Here is an 18791-nt window from a genome sequence, read left to right on the forward strand (position 1 = left end):
ATGCAAACCCGAACCGTCGGTGCGGGCCTGTTCGGCAAGCTCGAGGGCAAGCTGTCGTGGATCGTGCTCGGGCTGGTCGGCCTGCTGCTGCCGCTGCTCGACGATTCCTACATCGGCGTCATCGCCCAACGCGCCTACATCTACTGGGTCCTGAGCGCCGGCCTGAACCTGGTGGTCGGCTATGCCGGCCAGATCGCGATCGGCTGGGTGTCGATGCTGACGCTCGGCGCGTACACCACGGCCGCTCTGGCCGCCGGCAACGTCGGTGAACCCTGGCATCCCTATCTCGCGCTGGTGGCGAGCGGTGTGGTCGGTGCGGCATTCGGCGTCATCGTCGGCTTGCCGGCACTGCGGCTGCGCACCTTCTACTTCGCCATGACGACGCTGGGCTTTGCCACGATCGTCACCCAGGTGGCGCTGGCCTGGAAGAGCGTGACAGGCGGCGGCGTCGGCACGCCCGGTCCGGTGTTCCCCTGGCCATTCGACCCGGGCTGGGGCTTCTACTACTTCTGCTTCCTGCTCGCGGCGATCGCGACCTGGATGACGGCCAACATCGCCTCGAGCCGTTACGGCCGGGCCCTGATCGCCATTCGCGACGCCGAGGTGGCGGCCGAAGCCTCGGGCGTCGCCAAGCCCAGGCTGCTGGTGATGGTCTTCCTGCTCGCGGGTGCCCTGGGCGGCGTGGCGGGCGGCTTGTTCTCGTCGCTGCAATCCTACATCACGCCCGACGCCTTCACCTTCGAGATGTCGGTGCTGTTCTTCATCGGCATCCTGATCGGCGGGCGCGGCTCGATCCTGGGACCCGCGCTCGGCACCATCCTCCTGACGGCGCTGCCCGAGTTCGCGGCGCCGCTCGTGCAATGGTCGACGTTCCTCTACGCCGCCCTGCTGCTGGTCATCGTCCTGGTAATTCCCGGCGGGATCGCCGACCTGCTCGACTACAAGAACCGCCGGCCGCTCGAGCAGCATCGCGAGATTGCGCCGCGGCCCGAGTTGTTGCCGCACCTGCTCGGCGACCGGCGTGCCGGCGAGTTGCTGACGCTCAAGGGCATCGAGCTCTCCTTCGGCGGCGTACGCGCCATCGCCGGCCTCGATCTCGAGATCCGGCCCGGCGAGGTCCATGGTCTGATCGGCCCGAACGGCAGCGGCAAGACCACGACGTTGAACGTGATCTCCGGCTACTATGCACCCCAGAGAGGCGAGGTGAAATTGGGCGCGGCGGTGCTGCCGCCGGCTGCGCCGCACCTCCGCGCGCCGCATCGCATCGCCCGGACTTTCCAGACGCCGCGCGTGATCGGCAGCGCCTCGGTGCTGGAGAATGTCATGATCGGCGGCACGATCGACGGGCATGGCACCTTCGCCGAATCGCTTCTCACCCTGCCGCGCCATCGCCGCGACGAGGCGCAGCTGCGTGAGGCGGCGATGCTGGCCCTCGCCACGGTTGGCCTCGATGCGCTCGCCGCGGTGCGCGCCGACCGCCTTCAGCACAGCGAGCTGCGCTTCGTGGAGATCGCCCGCGCGCTGATGCTGCGGCCTGCCTGCCTGATGCTCGACGAGCCCGCCGCGGGCCTGTCCGCCGAGGAGATCCGCCGCCTCGGCGCGCTGATCAAGGCGGTCAGCCGCGCGGGCACCGCCGTGCTGCTGGTCGAGCATCATGCCGACCTGATCTTCGACATCTGCGATCGCGTGACCGTGCTCAATCTCGGCAAGGTTCTGGCCGCCGGCACGCCGGCCGAGATCCGCTCGCATCGGGAGGTGGTCAGTGCCTATCTCGGCGCTTAACCCTGCTGGGAGCGCGGCTCTCCTGAGCCGCTCGTGGAATGTGGCCATACGAAGAAGAGCGGCTCTGGAGAGCCGCGCTCCCAGCAAAAGAGGCCTGGCTTGAACGGCACAGCTAATCAGGGCCCCCTGCTGCAGGTGAGCGGCCTGACGGCCGGCTACGGCAAGATCGTGGTATTGCGCGACATCGCGCTCACCATCGCCGCCGGCGAGGCCGTGGCGCTGCTCGGCCCCAACGGCGCGGGCAAGACGACCCTGCTGCGCGCCATGTCCGGCCTGCTACCGCGCACCGGGCAGGTGCGTTTTGCGGGCCAGGACATCTCGACCGCCAGCCCGCGCGAGACGGTGCGTGCCGGCCTCGTCCATGTGGTCGAGGGGCATCGCGTGTTCACGCAGCTCAGCGTCTTCGACAACCTCCTGCTCGCGGGCTACGGCCTGTCGCGTGACGTGCGTGCAACGTCCGTCGAGGAGGCATTGGCCTTCTTCCCGGAGATCGCCGCCAAGCGCAACGATCGCGCCGTCACCCTGTCCGGCGGCCAGCAGCAGATGCTCGCCGTTGCCCAGGGACTGGTTGCGCGTCCGCGCCTCCTGATGCTCGACGAACCCTCCGCTGGCCTGTCGCCCGTGCTGGTCGACCGCGTGCTCGCCGCCGTCGTGCGGCTGCGCGAAGCCGGCACTGCCGTGCTGCTCGTCGAGCAGCTGATCGAGAAGGCGGTCGCCGTGGTCGATCGCGTCTACGCCCTGGCGCGGGGCTCGATCGTCCTCGAGGCGCGGGCGAACGAGGGCGATCTCGCGAATCGCCTGGAGCACGCCTATTTCGGCGCGGATGCCAGCGCCCCGCTGGCCGCACACTAGAGGTGGACCCATGCAGCGAGTGGCCACCGGCTACGGCCTGATCGAAGGCCCGGTCTGGGATCCGCAACGCGGCCTGTATTTCAGCGACGTGATGAACGGCGGCGTCTTCCTGCTCGATCGGGCCGGCGAGGTCTCGACCGCCGTTCCAAAGCGCCGCGGCATCGGCGGCATGGCGCTGCACGAGTCGGGCGGCATCGTCGTCGGCGGCCGCGACATCGCCTGCGTGTCGCTGACCGACGGCACGACGAAGCCGCTGCTGTCGCTCGACGCGATTCCCGGCGCGACCGGCTTCAACGACCTCACGACCGACGCCGCTGGCCGCATCTACGTCGGCTCGCTCGCCTTCAGGGTGTTCGGTGGCGAGACGCCCAAGCCCGGCCATCTGCACGTCATCGACCTCGACGGCTCGATGCGCACCCTGTCGGACGGCGTGCTGCTGACCAACGGACTGGGCTTCTCGCCGGACGGCAAGCTCCTCTATCACTGCGATGCGCGCGGGCCATACGTGCGCGTGTACGACGCGAAACCCGACGGCAGCGTCGGTCCCTGGCGCAAATTCGTGTCGCTCGGTGACGACAAGGTGCCCGACGGCCTGAAGGTGGCGCAGGACGGCTCGGTCTGGGTCGCCGACGCCCACGGCGGGCGGGTCGCCGTGTTCAATCCCGACGGCTCGCATCGCCAGGACATCGCGGTGCCGTTGCCGATGGTCACGAGCCTCTGCTTTGCGGGCGACGACTTGCGCGATCTCTACATCGTCACCGGCTCACGCGGCGGGCCGCACGAGAATTGCGGCAGCATCTTCAAGACGCGCGCCGACGTCCCGGGCATGCCGCTGCCGCTCGCCAAGGTCGCGCTGTAAGAGCCGCGCTCCCGGCGAAGAGGAATTGCCTTAAGCTGATGCGATGAGCTTGTCCCTCTGGCTGGCCGAGTCGGGCCTGCGCAACCTGCCGCTCGAGGAACTGGTCGACGGCTTCGCGCGCCGGCTCGGCGCCGAGGGCGTGCCGGTCGCGCGGATCTTCGTCGGCATGAATGCGCTGCACCCCATGGTGCTGGCGCGGGCCCTCACCTGGGATCGCACGACGGGACCGGCCACGCGCTTCGAGTTCCAGCATGCCGAGATAGATCGGCCGATCATGCAGCAAAGCCCGTTCGCTGCGATGCTGAGGGCAGGCACGTCCGAGCGGCGCCTCGATCTCCGGCAACCTCCGCCAGACGACGAGGAGCCGGTCTTCGACGAACTGCGCGGCCTCGGCATGACGGACTGGCTGGGCAACATCTTTCCGTTCGGCGAGTTGGCGCCCGGCGATGGCCCGCGTGCCGAAGAGGGGGTCGGCCAGCTCTGGCTCGTCTGCTCGGTCGCGACTGACTCGGTCGACGGTTTTGACGACGCCGCCTTCGCCAGGCTGCGCGAGCTGCTGCCGGTCTTTGCCCTCGCGGTAAAGGCGGTCGCCATGCGCGCGGTCGGGCAGGGACTGCTCGAGGCCTATCTCGGCACGGACCCGGCGGCGCGCGTGCTGTCGGGTGCGGTGCGGCGCGGCGAGGTGCACGAGGTCGAGGCGGTGCTGTTCTATGCCGACCTGCGCGACTTCACGGCACTGGCCGACACGCTGCCGGGCCGCGAGCTGATCGCCCTGCTCGACGAGTGCTTCGACTGCATGGTCCGGCCGATGGCGCGGCGCGGCGGCGAGGTGCTGAAATTCCTGGGCGACGGCCTGCTCGCGATCTTCCGCACCGACGACCGCCGGCGGGCCGCGACCTGCGCCGCCGCCCTATCGGCTGCCAGCGACACCCTCGACCTGATGGACCTGCTGGCTGCGCGCCGTCGCGAGGCCGGCCAGACGACGCCCGGCCTCGACATCGCGCTGCATGTCGGAACGGTGCAGTACGGCAATGTCGGCACCGCCGCGCGGCTCGACTTCACGGTGATCGGGCCGGCCGTCAACGAGGCCGCACGCATCGAGGCCCTGTGCAAGGCGCTCGGCCATCCGCTGCTGGTTTCCCAGGCCTTCGCCGAGGCGGCGGCCGACAGCCGCAGCCATCTGGTGTCGCTCGGCCGCCACCGCCTGCGCGGCGTGCGGGAAGAGGCGGAACTCTTCACGCTCGCCGGATAGTCATCTTCGGATCATGCTCTTCCGGACCGCGAGCCTCCGGCTCGCTCATGCGCTTGAGCGAGCCAGAGGCTCGCGGTCCGGAAGACCGAGACCCACGATCGAGATCGCGAAGGCGTAGGCGATCGCCACCTCGTCGAGGCGGCTGAAGCGGCCCGACGCGCCGCCGTGGCCTGCCCCCATGTTGGTGCGCAGCAGCACCGGGCCGCCGCCGGTCATGGTCGCGCGCAGGCGGGCGATCCACTTGGCCGGCTCCCAGTAGGTGACGCGGGGATCGGTCAGGCCGGCCATGGCGAGGATCGCGGGGTAGCGCTGGGCTGTGACATTGTCGTAGGGCGAGTAGGCGAGGATGGTGCGGAACGCCTCGGCATCCGTGATCGGGTTGCCCCATTCGGGCCATTCCGGCGGCGTGAGCGGCAGCGTTTCGTCGAGCATGGTGTTCAGCACGTCGACGAACGGCACCTCGGCCACGATGGCGGCGAACAGCTCGGGCGCGCGGTTGGCGACGGCGCCCATCAGCATGCCGCCCGCGCTGCCGCCGTGACCGACGATGCGCCCGGCCGAGGTATAGCGACGCTCGATCAAGGCGCGACCTGCCGCCGCGAAATCGTCGAACGTGTTGGTCTTTTTCTCGCGCTTGCCGTCGAGGTACCAGTTCCAGCCCTTGTCGGCGCCGCCCCGGATATGGGCGATGGCATAGACGAAGCCGCGATCGACGAGCGACAGGCGATTGGCCGAGAACGACGCCGGCATCGCCATGCCGTAGGAGCCGTAGCCGTAGAGCAGCAGGGGAGCCTTGCCGTCGGGCACGAAATCGCGCCGATGCAGCAGCGACACCGGCACTTCGGCGCCGTCGTAGGACTTCGCGAAGATGCGGGTGGTGACGTAGGTCGACGGATCGTGCCCGGACGGGATCTCCTGGCGCTTGCGCAGGGTCCGCTGCCGGCTCGCCATGTCGTAATCGTAGACCTCGGCCGGCGTCGTCATCGACGAGTAGGAGAAGCGCAAGGTCGTCGTGTCGAACTCGTAGCCGCTCTGCATGTCGAGCGCATAGGCCGCCTCGTCGAAGGCAATGCCGTGCTCGGCGCCCGTCGCGAGGTCGCGGATCACGATCGAGGGGAGGGCGTTCGACCGCTCCAGCCGCACCAGATGGCCGGCATAGAGTTCCGTTGACAGGATATAGACGCCGGGCCGGTGCGGGACCAGCTCGCGCCACTGCGTGCGGTCCGGATTTGCGAGCGGAGCCGTGGCGATGCGGAAGTCGACCGCACCATCGGCGTTGGTCAGGATGAACAGCTCGTCGCCGCGGTCGGCGACGCTGTAGCGCACGCCCTTCTCGCGCAGCGCGATCAGGCGCGGCGTCGCGTTCGGATCGGCGAGATCGACCAGCCGCTGCTCCGATGTGTCGTGATCGCCGCCGGCGATGATGCAGAAACGGCCGCTGGCGCTTTCCTCGATGTGAATGAACCAGCCGGCGTCCGGCTCCTCGTAGACCAGCACGTCGTCGCTTTGCGGTGTGCCCAGCCGATGGCGGAAGACCTTGAGCGGCCGGTGATTTTCGTCGATCAGCACATAGAAGAAGAACGTCGAATCGCGGCTCCACACCACGCTGCCGCCGGTCTGGGCCAGCGTGTCGGGCAGGTCCTCGCCGGTGTCCCAGCGTCGAACACGAAGGGTGAAATACTCCGAGCCGCGCAGGTCGGCGCTCCAGGCTTCGAGGCGATGGTCGGGCGAATGCCGCCGTCCGCCGAACTTGAAGTAGTCCGACGCCTTGGCGAGCGCATCGCCGTCCAGAATGGTCCGGAACTCACCGCCGTCGCGCGGCAGGCGGCCGATCTGCTCATGCTGCCCGCCCTCGCGGAATTTCCAGGCATAGGCGAACGGCCCGTCCGGCATCGGCACGCCGGAATCGTCCTCCTTGATGCGGCCGCGCATCTCGGCGACGAGCTGCTTCTGCAGCGCGTCGGTCGGCGCGAGGATCTCCTCGGCGAAGCGGTTCTCCGCCTCGAGATAGGCGCGGATGTCGCGCTGCAGCAGCGACGGATCGCGCAGCACCTTCTGCCAGTCGGGGTCCTTCAGCCAGGCGTAGTCGTCGGCGACCGTGACGCCGTGCCGGGTGAACGGCGCCGGGCGCCTCGGGGCGACCGGCGGCGAACTCACGCGTAGTTGCCGACCTTGGCGGGCTTCGCGTCGGCAGCCGGCTTGGCCTTGCCTTCGACCAGGTTGCGCATCTCGACGCCCTTGGCATCCCACCAGTCGGCGAGGATGCGCACATCCCAGCCGATGCAGAAGTGCTGGACGCCCATGTCGAGATACTTCGCCGCCTGGCTCGGATCGCGCAGCTCGACCCTCGGGTTCTTGCCCATCTTCAGCGCCATCTCGATCGTCTTCTTCTCGGCCGCCACGACCTCGGGGTCGCCATGCTGGCCAGGCTTGCCGATGCTCATCGAGAAGTCCGAGCCGCCGAACTGCACCATGTCGATGCCGGGCACCGACAGGATCCTCTCGAGATCGTCCACGCACGACTTCTTCTCGACCATGATGGCGATCACGACCTCGTTCAGCGCATCGACATAGGCCGGCGTTCCGCCGTGGCGGACGGTGCCGACGTCGCGCCGCATGCCGACGCCGAGCCGGCCGCGGCCGCGTGCGCCCGCCGCCATCGTCGTCTCGGCGCGCACCGCGTCGACGGCCAGCTTCGCGTCCTCGACCGAGCGGATGTCGGCGAACAGCACGCTCTGGAAGCCCGAGCCGATCGCGCGCATCGCCTGGTGCGTGTACTGCGTCTGCTCGATCTTGATCATGCCGCCCAGTCCCGCGACCTCGAAGGCCCGGCCGAGATTGTCGAGATCGTGCATGTCGAACGGCGCATATTCCGCGGTGAACTCGACATAGTCGTACTGGCCGGAATGGCCGATCAACTCCACCAGCGTCGGCCAGCACGACAGGATATGCGTGCCGACGGTCGGCAGGCCGGCGTTGAGACGTTCACGAAGCAGATTGCGGCGCATGGCCATGGCGGTCCCTCGAGGTTGGTCGCCTCCATAGTGCGCGGCTGTCGCTCGGAAGGCCAGCACGGCGATACTGGGCGTGAGCATGGGCGGCGGATTACGCGAGCGCGCCATGCGAAAGTAACGTGTGCGAGAGTGGGCTTGTCGCTGCTACAGAATATCAGTAACTAGGTGGTGCTCGCGGCTAAGGCGACTCTTCCTTATCGGGCGTCTCGTTGACTCGGACTCCGAACTTCTCAACGCGCAACCGGTTCAAAGCTGACTCGCTGGCGATCCGTTGAAGTACGCCCTCGGCTCGGTCGGCGAGTGGCTTTAATCTCTCTGCACCCGCTGTCCGTTTGCCGACTAGGGCGCCTCGAATTAGTTGTCTCAACTCCCGGCCGTTAGCGCCCTTGAAAATCTTGTAGAGTCGATCCGCGGTAAGCGCATTTGCTATCCTTTCATCTTGCGCATTCCAGCCTTGACTGCCCCCTATAGCGCGAAGGGCTTCTTCTGGGCTGTGCTCCGCATCAAATGTTTGAAGCGTTTTCGTAAACGCTTGCTGAACATCAGGATCGGATATCTCACCAAAAGATGATATTTCCGACACGTCGAAAAAGTCTCGGCCTTCAGCTTGGTGGTCAGCCATGTAGTGCTCAATTATTTGCGCGGCCTTGTCCGCATGGCCGAGCTCTTTTAGGAAGACAACCGTCCCGTTTAAGTTACTTTGACTGATCTGCCTTGCAGACTGCATAAACGAAGAAAGCAGCCTCTCCACCAATTCAGCTTCATTATCATCAAAACTGTCGTGATAAAGTCGCCATGCCGCCTGGAATGATGCTTCGGCGTCGCCAGCCTTGATTGCCCTATCCCGCTCCTCAGCCGCTTGCCTTATGGTGGCGAAATCGAAGTACCCTGAACGAATACCGTCAATCAAGACAAGGTCGAACGCGTCAGCATTCGAAAATTCACAGCGGTCCAGAAGGTTGTCCCATTCCTGTTCTTCGGCGGTCAATTTTCCGCCGGTCTTGCCGTACATCCCCCGGCCCCGCTTTGCTTTCGCAAAAGCGGCCATCGCATCTTGGCCAGTGTAGATCAGCCAGCCGAATAGAGAGAGCGTGTGAACAGCCTGTTCCAGAACACGATGGTCGAGAGCTTCTAGCAGAGGAGCGACGCGAATAGCAATCCGCTCAATCTTCTTTAAAACTCTAATGTTCGATATTTTCAGAGTCCTACATCGCGACGCGAGCATATTTCCCAGCTCAGTTGCCTTTGGAAATGCCGCAGCGATGTTCTCTTCAGCTGTAGGCGCGTAGTTGACCGATATATCTACAACTTTCTCGCTATGCTTTCCAAAGTCCTTCGCTTCAGCATCATCCTCAGCCAACTGCACATCGTTGTAAATGAGAACAACTTTACACTTCTTTTTCTCTTTAAGATGAGAAACCAAACCCAAGACATCTTTAATGGATAGATTGCGACCTTTTCGCTCAAGGTCATCGATGCAGACGATGGTCTCGCTGAATGAAAGGAATGCCAGAGACTGAGCGATGGTGGCGGCATCTTTCCCTCTGAGCACGGCAATTAGCTGCGTCCCGAATTTTCGTCCTAACCGATTGCCAAGCTCTGATACATTCTTGTCCCAAGTCTCGACGGTCGGCCCCGTACTCATAGACTTAGCATCTACACTATTTTCAAACACGGCATATTTAAGCTGGTCGAGCGAGTCTAAACCGAACAAAGAAACATACGAATACTTCTGTAGTCCAACCCTCCCTGCCGTGGCGGAATTCCTTATCGCCCGCTCCCAAAGGTAAGATTTTCCAACGCCCCATTGGCCTCTCAAGCACAATACTTCAGGCTCTGTTGACGTAATGAATCGAGCGAGTTCGCTCTCGATGGCTGTCAGGGACATCGTAGGTATAGGATCGCTTCGACGTTAGGCCGGTGTACCCCCGGCGAGCAGGGACATGCTATCACCAATGCCCGAATACACGCAGTGGTATTGCTACCAGCACGAGAGCTTCGAGCGAAATCGCGATGCTGATGTACATGGGCGCTCCGACGGGCGAGGTGACCGGCGAGCTATTCATTGATTGATGCCGCTTGCCTGTGGAGAGCAACAGCAAACTGTCCACAGATCGCACATGATTCATCTTGGCGGCGGAACTGGAGTCGAAATCCCGTCGTCCTTAGCGTTACTCGACTGGTTGAGCTGAAGCCTGGTTGCGAGGCAATCGGGGATTTCTCGGTCAGCACCCAAGAGCCATCGCCACTGCCCACCCTCTTCCAGAAGCTCATCTAACGGGTGGGTTGATCTTCTAGTCCGAGCCTGTCGATACCTCGCGCTGGCCAAGCTTACGAATAAACGATTTTACGCGCTCTACGCCCTTCTCCCACAGGTCTGGGAAGTCTTGCGGTGGGGGGTGACGCCGATCCCAGCGAACCGAAGGACCTCACACCGACTACGCGACCCGAGTCCAATCGTTCGATAAGATCTTCGCTTCGCAGGATGACAGCAGTACCTCGTGTGAGATGAAACTGGCAGCCTGAGCTTAGCGAGAGGACGCGCTCAATGGCACCTGAAAGATCCATGACGGTCATCGGCGCCGGGATCGTCGGCGTCTGCTGCGCGCTGCATCTGCAACGCGAGGGCTTCAAAGTCCGGCTGGTCGAGAAGGGCGAGCCGGGGATGAAGACCTCGTTCGGCAACTCCGGCAGCTTCGGCACCGCCTCCTGCGTGCCCTTCGCCCTGCCGGGGGTGCTGAAGAAGGTGCCGGGGATGCTGCTCGACTCCGAATCGCCGCTCAAGCTGCGCTGGAGCCACGTGCCGAAGGCGCTGCCGTTCTTCCTGCGCCTCGTCGAGGCGTCGCGGCCGTCGCGGGTCGAGGCGATCGCCGCGGCGCGCAACAGCCTGCTGGTCCATACCCACGCCGGCTACGCGCCGCTGATCGAGGGCGCCGATGCCGCGCAATGGGTCGACCACAACGGGCTGATGATGGTGTTCGAGAGCGAGGCGGCGTTCGAGGGCGCGGCGTATGCGCTCGACCTGCGCCGCCGCAACGGCGTGCACATGGACATCCTCGACGGCAACGAGGCGCGGCAGATGGAGCCGGCGCTGGCCCGGAGCGTGATCAAGGCGGTGTCGCTGCCCGACGTCAGCCGCACCATCGATCCGTTCCGGCTCACCAGTGCGCTGGTCCAGGATTTCCGGCGTCGCGGCGGCGAGATCGTGACGGCCGAGGTGCGCGGCTTCGCGATCGGCAGCGAGGGTCCGACGAAGCTCCTGACCGACGGCGCGCCGATCGATGTCGAGCAGGTCGTGCTCGCGGCCGGCGTCTGGTCGCGGCCGCTGGCCCGGCAGCTCGGCACCTCGGTGCCGCTCGAGGCCGAGCGCGGCTATCACGTCATGTTCGCGCCGCAGGACTTCGGGCTGAAGCGCGCGCTGGTCTCGGCCGACCGCAGCGTCTCGCTGGCCCATATGCACGAGGGCATCCGCGCCACCGGCGTCGCCGAGTTCGCCGCGCCCGATGCGCCGGCGGACATGCGTATCGCCGACCGGGTGATGCGCCATGCCAGGGCGCTTGTGCCGGGCCTCCGGGGCGAGCCGGTGTCGCGCTGGATGGGGCCGCGTCCGTCGCATCCCGATTCGAAGCCGGTGATCGGCCGCTCGCCGCGCCACAGGAACGTCTTCTTCGCCTTCGGCCACGACCATCTCGGCCTCACCATGGCCGGCATCACCGGCAAGCTGGTGGCCGAGCTCGCCACTGGCCAGCCGACCACCGTCGACCTGGCGCCGTTCCGGCCCGATCGCTTCTGACGCGGAACACTCTTGCTGGCGCGGAAGAACCCGCGTACGGCGTCCCTCCTGATCCAAGGGGAGAGACATGTTTCCGGCACAGCAGGACCTGACCATCTGTTTCGCGCACGCGGCCTATCAGATGCAGGCGCGATTCGATTTGCGCCAGACCGGCATCCGCAACTTCCAGGTCTGGAACTACGACGACTTCCAGAAGCGCGTCGGCGAGGCCGATGTCGTGGTCGTCTCCGGCATGTGGAAGAACGACCTGATCCCTGCCGCCTCGAAGCTGAAGTTCATCCAGTCGATCAGCTCGGGCATGGATCAGTATTCGAAGGAGCAGCTTGCTGCCAAGGGCGTGCGGCTGTGCAGCGCGGCGGGCGTCAATGCGCGCGCCGTGGCCGAGCATGCGATCGCCCTGATCCTGGCGGTGGCGCGGCGCCTGCCCGAGGCGCGCGATAACCAGCATAAGAAGTTCTGGCGCGGCATGATCGGCGACCTGACGCAGCGCGAGGACGAGCTTGGCGGCAAGACCCTGCTGGTGGTCGGCATGGGCCGCATCGGCAGCCATCTCGCCATGCTCGGCAAGGCGTTCGGCATGAAGGTGATCGGCATCCGCCAGGATCCGGGGAAGGGCACCAACGGCGCCGATTCGATCCACGCCATGGGCGAGCTGGTGACGCTCGTGCCGCAGGCGGACATCGTGGCACTGACCTGTGCGCTGACGCCCGAGACCACCGGCCTGATGAGCGCCGCGGCGTTCGCGGCGATGAAGCCGTCGGCGATGTTCGTGAATGTGGCGCGCGGCAAGGTCGCCGACGAGGCCGCCCTGATCGCCACGATGCAGGCCGGCAAGATCGCGTCAGCGGCGCTCGACGTGACCGCCGAGGAGCCGCTGCCGGCGGCATCGCCTTTGTGGACGATGCCCAATGTGTTCATCACGCCCCATACGGCGGGCGAGACGCGCGCCTACGAGGACAACGTGATCGACATCCTGGTCGAAAACCTGGACCGCCTTTGGAAGGGCGACCAGGTTCTCCGAAATCAGGTGCTGTAGACCACTACTTCTTGTCGTTCTTGTCGTTCTTATCGTTCTGTGGCGCCTGCGCCTGCTGATTGTGCTGCGGCTGCTGCTGTTGCTGTTGGGGGCGAGGCGCCTGGGCCTGCTGCGGCTGGGGCGCCGGCCGCTGGACCTGCTGCTGCGGCTGAGGAGCTGGGCGCGGCGCCTGAGCCTGCTGCGGTGGCGCTGCGTGCTGAACCGGCGGCTGGGGTGCCGGAGCACGAGTCTGCTGCTGGGGAGGCGGCGCCTGACGCTGCGGCTGAGGCGGGGGAGCCGCGCGAGTCTCACGGTCGCGCTGCGGCCCGGGAGCCGGCGGCGTCGCCTGATGAGGAGCCTGCGGTGCAGCCTGTGGCTGCTTGGGAGCCTCGGCCGGCTTTGCGACCTGCGGCGGCTTCGGAGTTTCAGCTGGACGCTGCTGCGGGGCGGGCTGGGCCTGCGGAGGCCTCGGGGCCTCTGTCTGGCGCGGCGGCTCCGCGGCAGCCTTCGGCGGCTGTGCTGGCTGGGCGGCACGCGGAGGCTCCGCGCGGTTGGGCTCGTTGCGCTGGGCATCGCCCGTCCGCGGCGACTCCGGCCGCTGCTCGTTGCGGTCACGTACCGGCGGCAGCTTGGCCTGGTCCGGCTGCCCTGGGCGCGGCGGCTCTGGACTCTGTGCCGCAGGGCGCGAGGGTTCCGCGCGATTGGGCTCCGTGCGCTGGACGTCGCCCGTCCTCGGCGTCTCCGGACGATTCGTGCTGCGATCACGGACCGGGGGCAGGTTGGCCTGGCCGGGCTGATCGGGCCGCTGCGGCTCGGGGCGATTGGCTTCGCCCGGACGTGGCGGCGTTCCCGGACGATCAGCGTCCGCCGGCCGCTTGTCAGGAGCATTGCCCTGTTGGCCCTGCACCGGCCGGCGCTCACCCTCGAGTTTGGCGGGGGGCGGAGCGGATGCGTTGCGCGGGGCAAGGAGCGGCAGCGGCACCTTGCCGTCGGCGGCCTTGGAGGGCTCGCCCGGCTTCGCGGGCTCGGCGGTCTTGCCGGGTTCCGTAGCATTGGCAGCTACGGCGGCGCGCGGGGTGAACTTCGGACCGGGCGCCTTCTCCCGCTCCGGCTCGGGCTTGATGGCTTGCATGGTGGCGAGACGCGACGGAGCGCCGGGCGCGTTTGCCTGATCCGGGCGGTTCCGATCGTTGTCCCGGCCGTTCCGATCGTTGTCGCGGGTATTGCGGTCGTTGTCCCGCACAGTGCGATCGTTCCCGCGCGGATCGTTCGGGCGATTGACGCCGTCCCGACGGTTGTCGTCATCCCATCCGCGGCTTGCCCGGATCGACTGTGTCGGCGAGGGAGGCGCCGCGAGCAAGGCCACCGGCGCGGTGGCGAGCCTGTCGGCCGGCACCCGGATCGCGACCCGCTGGACGGGGCGTGACCGGGCGAAGTCCTCGGCCGGCACCACCGTCGCGAAGCGGCGGTTCATCAGTGCGAACTGCCGATTGTCGTTGGCGATCGCCTCACGCCGCTGGGCCCGCTGCCAACGATCCTCCAGGACCTGCTGCTGGACGCGCGCACCGGCGTTCAGGCGACGGTAGTAATCGCGATTGCTGGTGTAGGGCGGGACGTAGGCTTCACGTGGTCCGAGCGGGAACCAGCCGACCGGCGCGCGATTCTGCTGCCCGATCGCCGCGCCGAGCTCGGTGCCGCCGACGAAGGCGACCAATGCCGGCGCATAGACGGCGCGCTGCTGGCGCTCCGGCGGGACCCAGAACCAGCGGTTGTTGCGCTGTGCCCAGCGGCCGTAGTGATAGGGCGCGAAGCCCCATGGCTGCTCGTCGACCCAGGTCCAGCCGTAGGTCCGCTCGTAGCTCCAGCGGCCGGTGCTGTAGGGCGACCAGCCGGCCGGCACCGACCGGGCGGACCACACCTGGCCGTATTCCGGATCGTTGCTCCACGTACCGTAGGCATTCAGATCTTCGTATCCGGTGATGCTGCTGCTGAGGTACTGCGGCGGCTTGTCGTAGACGACCTGTCGGTCGCGCTCCGCCCACGACGCCGGCATTGGTGGCGGGGCGGTCTGGATCGTGTGGAGCTGCGGCGCGCTGCCATCCCCGGAAATCTCGCCGACTTCGCCCGCGCGCACCGCCAGTACGTGCCCGTTGGGCGCCTGGATCTGTGCCGCGCCCTGGCGCACGCCGAGCCGTGTCGGATCCTCAGTCGTGCCCGCCTCGACGTAGTAGTCGCCCTGCTGCTGCAACGAGATGGTGCCGCGCGGGGTGACGATTTCGTAGGGCTGCCTGGTGTCGTAGGTGAAGGTCCTGATGTCGATGCGGCCCTGATCGAGCTGCATCCGCGTCTGCGTGTCGTCGAGGGCGAGCATGTCGAGCTGAGTTGCGCTGTCCATGCGCAGGCGCGTGCCAGCGATCGAGATCTCGCTCCGGGCATTGGGCTCGGTCCAGATCGCATCGCCGCTCGTCACCGGCGTGTTCACCAGAGCGGGCGCCCAGTCGGTCTGCTCGTTGTCGTGGAACGAGACGGTGCCCTGGATGAAGGCCAGCCGCCCGACGCGGCCCGGCGGATCGCCCGGTCCCGTCTGTGCGACCGTAGCGCCAGCGTAACCCAAGCTTCCCGTAACGAAGATGACAATGGCGCGGCGAAATACGACCATGGGAGCGCTCCTGCATTCTCCAGCAGCAGGAACAACGCCGGACTCGACGAGCGAGTTCCGGAACAGGAGGACCGAGATGAGCGTTGCCGACCCCAATCGAACGATCCTGACGGGAGAGAACCCGTTCATTCGCCTCAGCAGCAAGGACGGCGATCCCAATTCGACCGATGCCAGCTACTGGCGGATCATCCATTGCCCGATGGGGCCGGGCCATGTGCTGTATGTCAAAAGCGAGCTGACCGACGGCCGCTGGCGCATCTATTCCGACAACATCGCGATGGCGCGCTGGCTGCAGAAGACCGTGCAGGGCATGCTCAATCCGGAGCTGAAGGACCTGACGATTCCGGTCACCGACGCTGCGTTCGAGAAGTCGGGCGATCCGCGCTATTTCTGGACCGAACATGTTTCGGCCATCGATTCCGAGCTTGCGCTCACCTGGTACGATATCGGTGAGCCGCTGCTGATCCATACGCAGCCCAACCAGGCCCCGAACCCGCGCCCCTACGGCGTGTGCACGCTGCTCATCCCCGCGCTCGGCGCACGGCTGACCGTCGACGGCAAGGAAGCCAAGGGCCAGCCTTGGGCGCGGGAGCGCGAGGGCCAGCCCTTCAGCACCTGCGCGCTGGCCTTCTCCGAAAGCTGGACGGAGCCGCGCTAGCCTGCTCGAGAGCCGCGCCGGTAGGGCCCCGGAAACTCCGCGAAGTCTTTGCGGAGTTTCCGGGGCACCCACCCCAGGGACCTCCACAGTCAGGGCTCGTGGGTCGTGGCCGTCAGCTCGTTCTTGTAGACCACGCCGTCCTTCATGATGAACTTCAGGTTCTTCTGCGGATTCATCAGGACGCCGAGATCTTGCAGGGGATTGCCGTCGACGATCAGCAGATCGGCGTAGGCGCCTTCGGCGATGACGCCGAGCGTGCCCTTTTCCATCAGCAACTCGGCATTGGTCACGGTGGCCGAGTGCAGGATATCGGCCGGAGGATCGAGATCCTGACGCATCTCGAATTCGCGCAGCTGGGCCTTTTGTGCCTCGGGGCCCCACAGGTCGGTGCCGAAGCCGACCGGCACCTTGTGCTTGCGGGCCCATCCGTAGACCTGCCTGCCGCGAGCGATCGTGCGCTGCAGGGTGTCGACGATGGTGGGCGGCAGATGGGTCTCGGCGGCGCTCTCGACCCGCTGCACGAGCGAGATGAAGGTCGGAACGTAGAACGCATGGTAGTCCGCCATCATCGCCACGGTGTCTTCGGTCACGAAGTTGGCATGCTCGATGGAGCGCACACCGGCCTTGAGGCAACGCCGCACCCCCTCGTCGGTATAGACGTGCGCCATGACGTAGGTGTCGCGTGCCGTCGCCTCCTCGACGACGGCCTCCAGCTCTTCCACGGAAAACTCGTAGCGCGTCGCATGACCCTCTGCGGGGAACACCACACCGCCCGACGCGAACAGCTTGATCTGCGTGGCCCCTTTTCGCAGCTCTTCGCGGGCAGCCTTGCGCACCTCGGCGGTGCCGTCGGCGATCACTGACATGTTCGAAAACGGCCCGATATGGCCGCAGGGATCGATCGCCTCGTCGGGTGTCCGGAAATCGGCGCCGCCGCCGGTCTGGGTCAGCGCCTTTCCCGAATAGAACAGCCGCGGGCCGACGATGTGCCCCTCGGCGAGCAGCCGGGCCGTCGCGTGGTCGGCGCCGCCTGCCTCGCGGATGGTCGTGTAACCGTCCATCAGGCAGTTGCGCAGGTAGTTCGCCGACGCAATGGCGATTTCCGCGGCGGGATAGGCGATGTTCTTGGGCGTCAGCGACAGCCCGGTGATGTGGGCGTGGGCGTCGATCAGCCCTGGCATCAACGTCCTTCCGCCGGCATCGACGACCGTCGCTTCCGGCGCGCTGAACGGCTCCGCCGACACCGACACGATGCGGTTGTCCTTCACCAGGACGTTGAACGAGGGTTGCAGATCGGCGAACCCGTCGAGGACGAGGTTTGCGTTGGTGAACAGCGTCTGTGTCATCGCTTCCGCCCGGTTAGAATGCCTTGGCAAGCTCCGCATAGCTCTGGCGGCGGATGGCTTCGTCATAGGTCCAGGTGACGACGGCCATCTCGTCGACGCCGACCTTGTCCTTCAGCTCGACGATGCGGGCCATCACCTCGGGGCCGGTGCCGACGAATGTATCCTTCCGGATCTTCGCGATGCGTGCCTGGTCATGCGGCTTCAAAGCCTGCGCGGCTTCGTCGGGAGACACCAGCGGCCCGAGCAGGCCGCGGTCGCGGTTGATGCGCGACAGCACGCGCGAGGTGAGATGGTACTGCGCCTCTTCCATGGTCGGCGCGGCGAGCGCCCACACGCAGAGGCCCGAGTGCGGCTTGGGATGGCGTTCGCTCGGCCGATAGGTGCGCTTGTAGAGGTCGATCGCGCGTTCGCCGCCGGCGCCGTCGCTGAAGAACCAAGCGTAGCAGTAGGGCAGGCCGAACAGGGCGGCGACCTGCGCGCCGTAGTCGGAGCTGCCGAGGATCCAGACCTCGGGTGAGGTGGCGCCTTGCGGGAACGCCTTCACCGCGGCGAAGGGATGGCCGGTCACCAGCGGCTCGTTCTGCACCCAGGCCATCAGGTCGCGGACATCGGAAGGGAAATGCTCGGGTCGCTCGTTGGCTGCGGGATTGAGCGCGAAGGCAGTGCGGCCGTCGGAGCCCGGGGCGCGGCCAAGTCCCATGTCGATGCGGCCCGGCGCCAGGGCGTCGAGAACACGGAACACTTCGGCGACTTTGAACGGCGCGTAGTGCGGCAGCATGATGCCGGCGCTGCCGATGCGGATGCGCTCGGTGGTGGCGGCGATCGCGGCCATCACGATCTCCGGTGCCGTGCCGACGATGGTGGGATGGTTGTGATGCTCCGACACCCAGAACCGATCGTAACCCAGCATCTCGCAGTGTCTGGCGAGGGCCACGGTGTTGCGGATCGATTGGTCGTGGGGGCGGCCGTCGACGGCGACGGACTGGTCGAGAACGGAAAGGCGCATTGCGAGGAACTTAGGGACTGCCGGCCGGTTGTCCAACATCCAGCGAGAGGAGGAAGCCATGCTCGTGTCGAAGGTCGTCGGGATTGACCACATCTCGATCAGGGTTAGCGACTACGAGAAGTCGAAGGCCTTCTATTCGAAGCTGTTCGAGTTCCTGGGCTTCGAGGTCTCGGACGAATATCCCGGCACGATCGGCTGGACCAACGGCAAGACCCGCTACTGGATCGCCGGTGCCGAGGGCAGGAAGAAATACAGGATCGGCGATGTCGGGCTGCACCACTACGCCTTCCAGCTGCGCAGCCGCCGCGATGTCGATGCGCTGCAGGCGTTCCTCGAGAAGGCGAAGGTCCGGATCGTCGATCCGGCCGACGAATACTACGAGGACTACTACGCCGTGTTCTTCCTCGACCCCGACGGAATCAAGCTCGAGGGAATGAAGTACGGCGAACTGACCGCGAAGAAGAAGCGTAAACCACGGAAAACGAACGGATAGTTTTATACCTTGAAATAGTTCTGCGAATGACTTGCAATTGAGGTTGAACTCTCTAAATTTAG

Annotated in this window: 14 protein-coding genes; 8 read left to right on the forward strand and 6 right to left on the reverse strand. The window is 66.2% G+C overall.

Translation table 11 applies throughout. The annotated features are described in order from the left end of the window. The 4 genes from ACQY8M_RS12965 to ACQY8M_RS12980 all read left to right on the forward strand — a co-directional run bounded on the left by ACQY8M_RS12965 (window position 1) and on the right by ACQY8M_RS12980 (window position 4745). Window positions 1-1782, forward strand: a complete 1782-nt coding sequence (locus ACQY8M_RS12965) for an ABC transporter permease subunit (protein WP_428672559.1) — start codon at window positions 1-3, stop codon at window positions 1780-1782. Window positions 1783-1881: 99 nt separating this feature from the next. Further along, the gene (locus ACQY8M_RS12970) at window positions 1882-2634 is read left to right on the forward strand and encodes an ABC transporter ATP-binding protein (protein WP_428672561.1); all 753 of its coding nucleotides are present in this window, start codon (window positions 1882-1884) and stop codon (window positions 2632-2634) included. 10 nt (window positions 2635-2644) lie between these two features. Next, entirely contained in the window at window positions 2645-3493 is an 849-nt protein-coding gene (locus ACQY8M_RS12975; protein WP_428672563.1) for an SMP-30/gluconolactonase/LRE family protein, read from the forward strand. Between the two features lie 43 nt (window positions 3494-3536). Beyond that, the gene (locus ACQY8M_RS12980) at window positions 3537-4745 is read left to right on the forward strand and encodes an adenylate/guanylate cyclase domain-containing protein (RefSeq protein WP_428672566.1); all 1209 of its coding nucleotides are present in this window, start codon (window positions 3537-3539) and stop codon (window positions 4743-4745) included. 45 nt (window positions 4746-4790) lie between these two features. Here ACQY8M_RS12980 and ACQY8M_RS12985 read toward each other — a convergent pair whose 3' ends face one another. The 3 genes from ACQY8M_RS12985 to ACQY8M_RS12995 form a co-directional block, all read right to left on the reverse strand. Then, window positions 4791-6902, reverse strand: coding sequence for a S9 family peptidase (locus ACQY8M_RS12985; protein WP_428672568.1), 2112 nt, complete (start codon window positions 6900-6902; stop codon window positions 4791-4793). Further along, window positions 6899-7759, reverse strand: coding sequence for an HpcH/HpaI aldolase family protein (locus tag ACQY8M_RS12990; protein WP_428672570.1), 861 nt, complete (start codon window positions 7757-7759; stop codon window positions 6899-6901). The genes ACQY8M_RS12985 and ACQY8M_RS12990 overlap by 4 nt, the downstream gene beginning before the upstream one ends. 178 nt (window positions 7760-7937) lie before the next feature. After that, the gene (locus ACQY8M_RS12995) at window positions 7938-9647 is read right to left on the reverse strand and encodes a P-loop NTPase fold protein (protein ID WP_428672572.1); all 1710 of its coding nucleotides are present in this window, start codon (window positions 9645-9647) and stop codon (window positions 7938-7940) included. A 678-nt stretch (window positions 9648-10325) separates the two neighbouring features. Here ACQY8M_RS12995 and ACQY8M_RS13000 point away from each other — a divergent pair. Further along, window positions 10326-11552, forward strand: a complete 1227-nt coding sequence (locus ACQY8M_RS13000; protein ID WP_428672574.1) for an NAD(P)/FAD-dependent oxidoreductase — start codon at window positions 10326-10328, stop codon at window positions 11550-11552. 67 nt (window positions 11553-11619) lie between these two features. Beyond that, window positions 11620-12588, forward strand: coding sequence for a D-2-hydroxyacid dehydrogenase (locus ACQY8M_RS13005; protein ID WP_428672576.1), 969 nt, complete (start codon window positions 11620-11622; stop codon window positions 12586-12588). 4 nt (window positions 12589-12592) lie between these two features. Here ACQY8M_RS13005 and ACQY8M_RS13010 read toward each other — a convergent pair whose 3' ends face one another. Next, the gene (locus ACQY8M_RS13010; protein ID WP_428672578.1) at window positions 12593-15226 is read right to left on the reverse strand and encodes a DUF6600 domain-containing protein; all 2634 of its coding nucleotides are present in this window, start codon (window positions 15224-15226) and stop codon (window positions 12593-12595) included. A 76-nt stretch (window positions 15227-15302) separates the two neighbouring features. Here ACQY8M_RS13010 and ACQY8M_RS13015 point away from each other — a divergent pair, with 76 nt between their 5' ends. Then, entirely contained in the window at window positions 15303-15884 is a 582-nt protein-coding gene (locus ACQY8M_RS13015) for a hypothetical protein (protein WP_428672580.1), read from the forward strand. An 89-nt stretch (window positions 15885-15973) separates the two neighbouring features. Here ACQY8M_RS13015 and ACQY8M_RS13020 read toward each other — a convergent pair whose 3' ends face one another. Further along, complete coding sequence (locus ACQY8M_RS13020; RefSeq protein ID WP_428672582.1) at window positions 15974-17230, reverse strand: amidohydrolase family protein; 1257 nt, start codon at window positions 17228-17230, stop codon at window positions 15974-15976. Window positions 17231-17243: 13 nt separating this feature from the next. Beyond that, window positions 17244-18236, reverse strand: a complete 993-nt coding sequence (locus ACQY8M_RS13025) for an LLM class flavin-dependent oxidoreductase (RefSeq protein ID WP_428672584.1) — start codon at window positions 18234-18236, stop codon at window positions 17244-17246. Between the two features lie 58 nt (window positions 18237-18294). Between ACQY8M_RS13025 and ACQY8M_RS13030 the strand changes: the two genes are divergently transcribed. Further along, entirely contained in the window at window positions 18295-18729 is a 435-nt protein-coding gene (locus ACQY8M_RS13030) for a VOC family protein (RefSeq protein WP_428672586.1), read from the forward strand. Window positions 18730-18791 lie beyond the last annotated feature (62 nt).

It is taken from the genome of Reyranella sp. (assembly GCF_965279465.1).
GTDB lineage: Bacteria > Pseudomonadota > Alphaproteobacteria > Reyranellales > Reyranellaceae > Reyranella.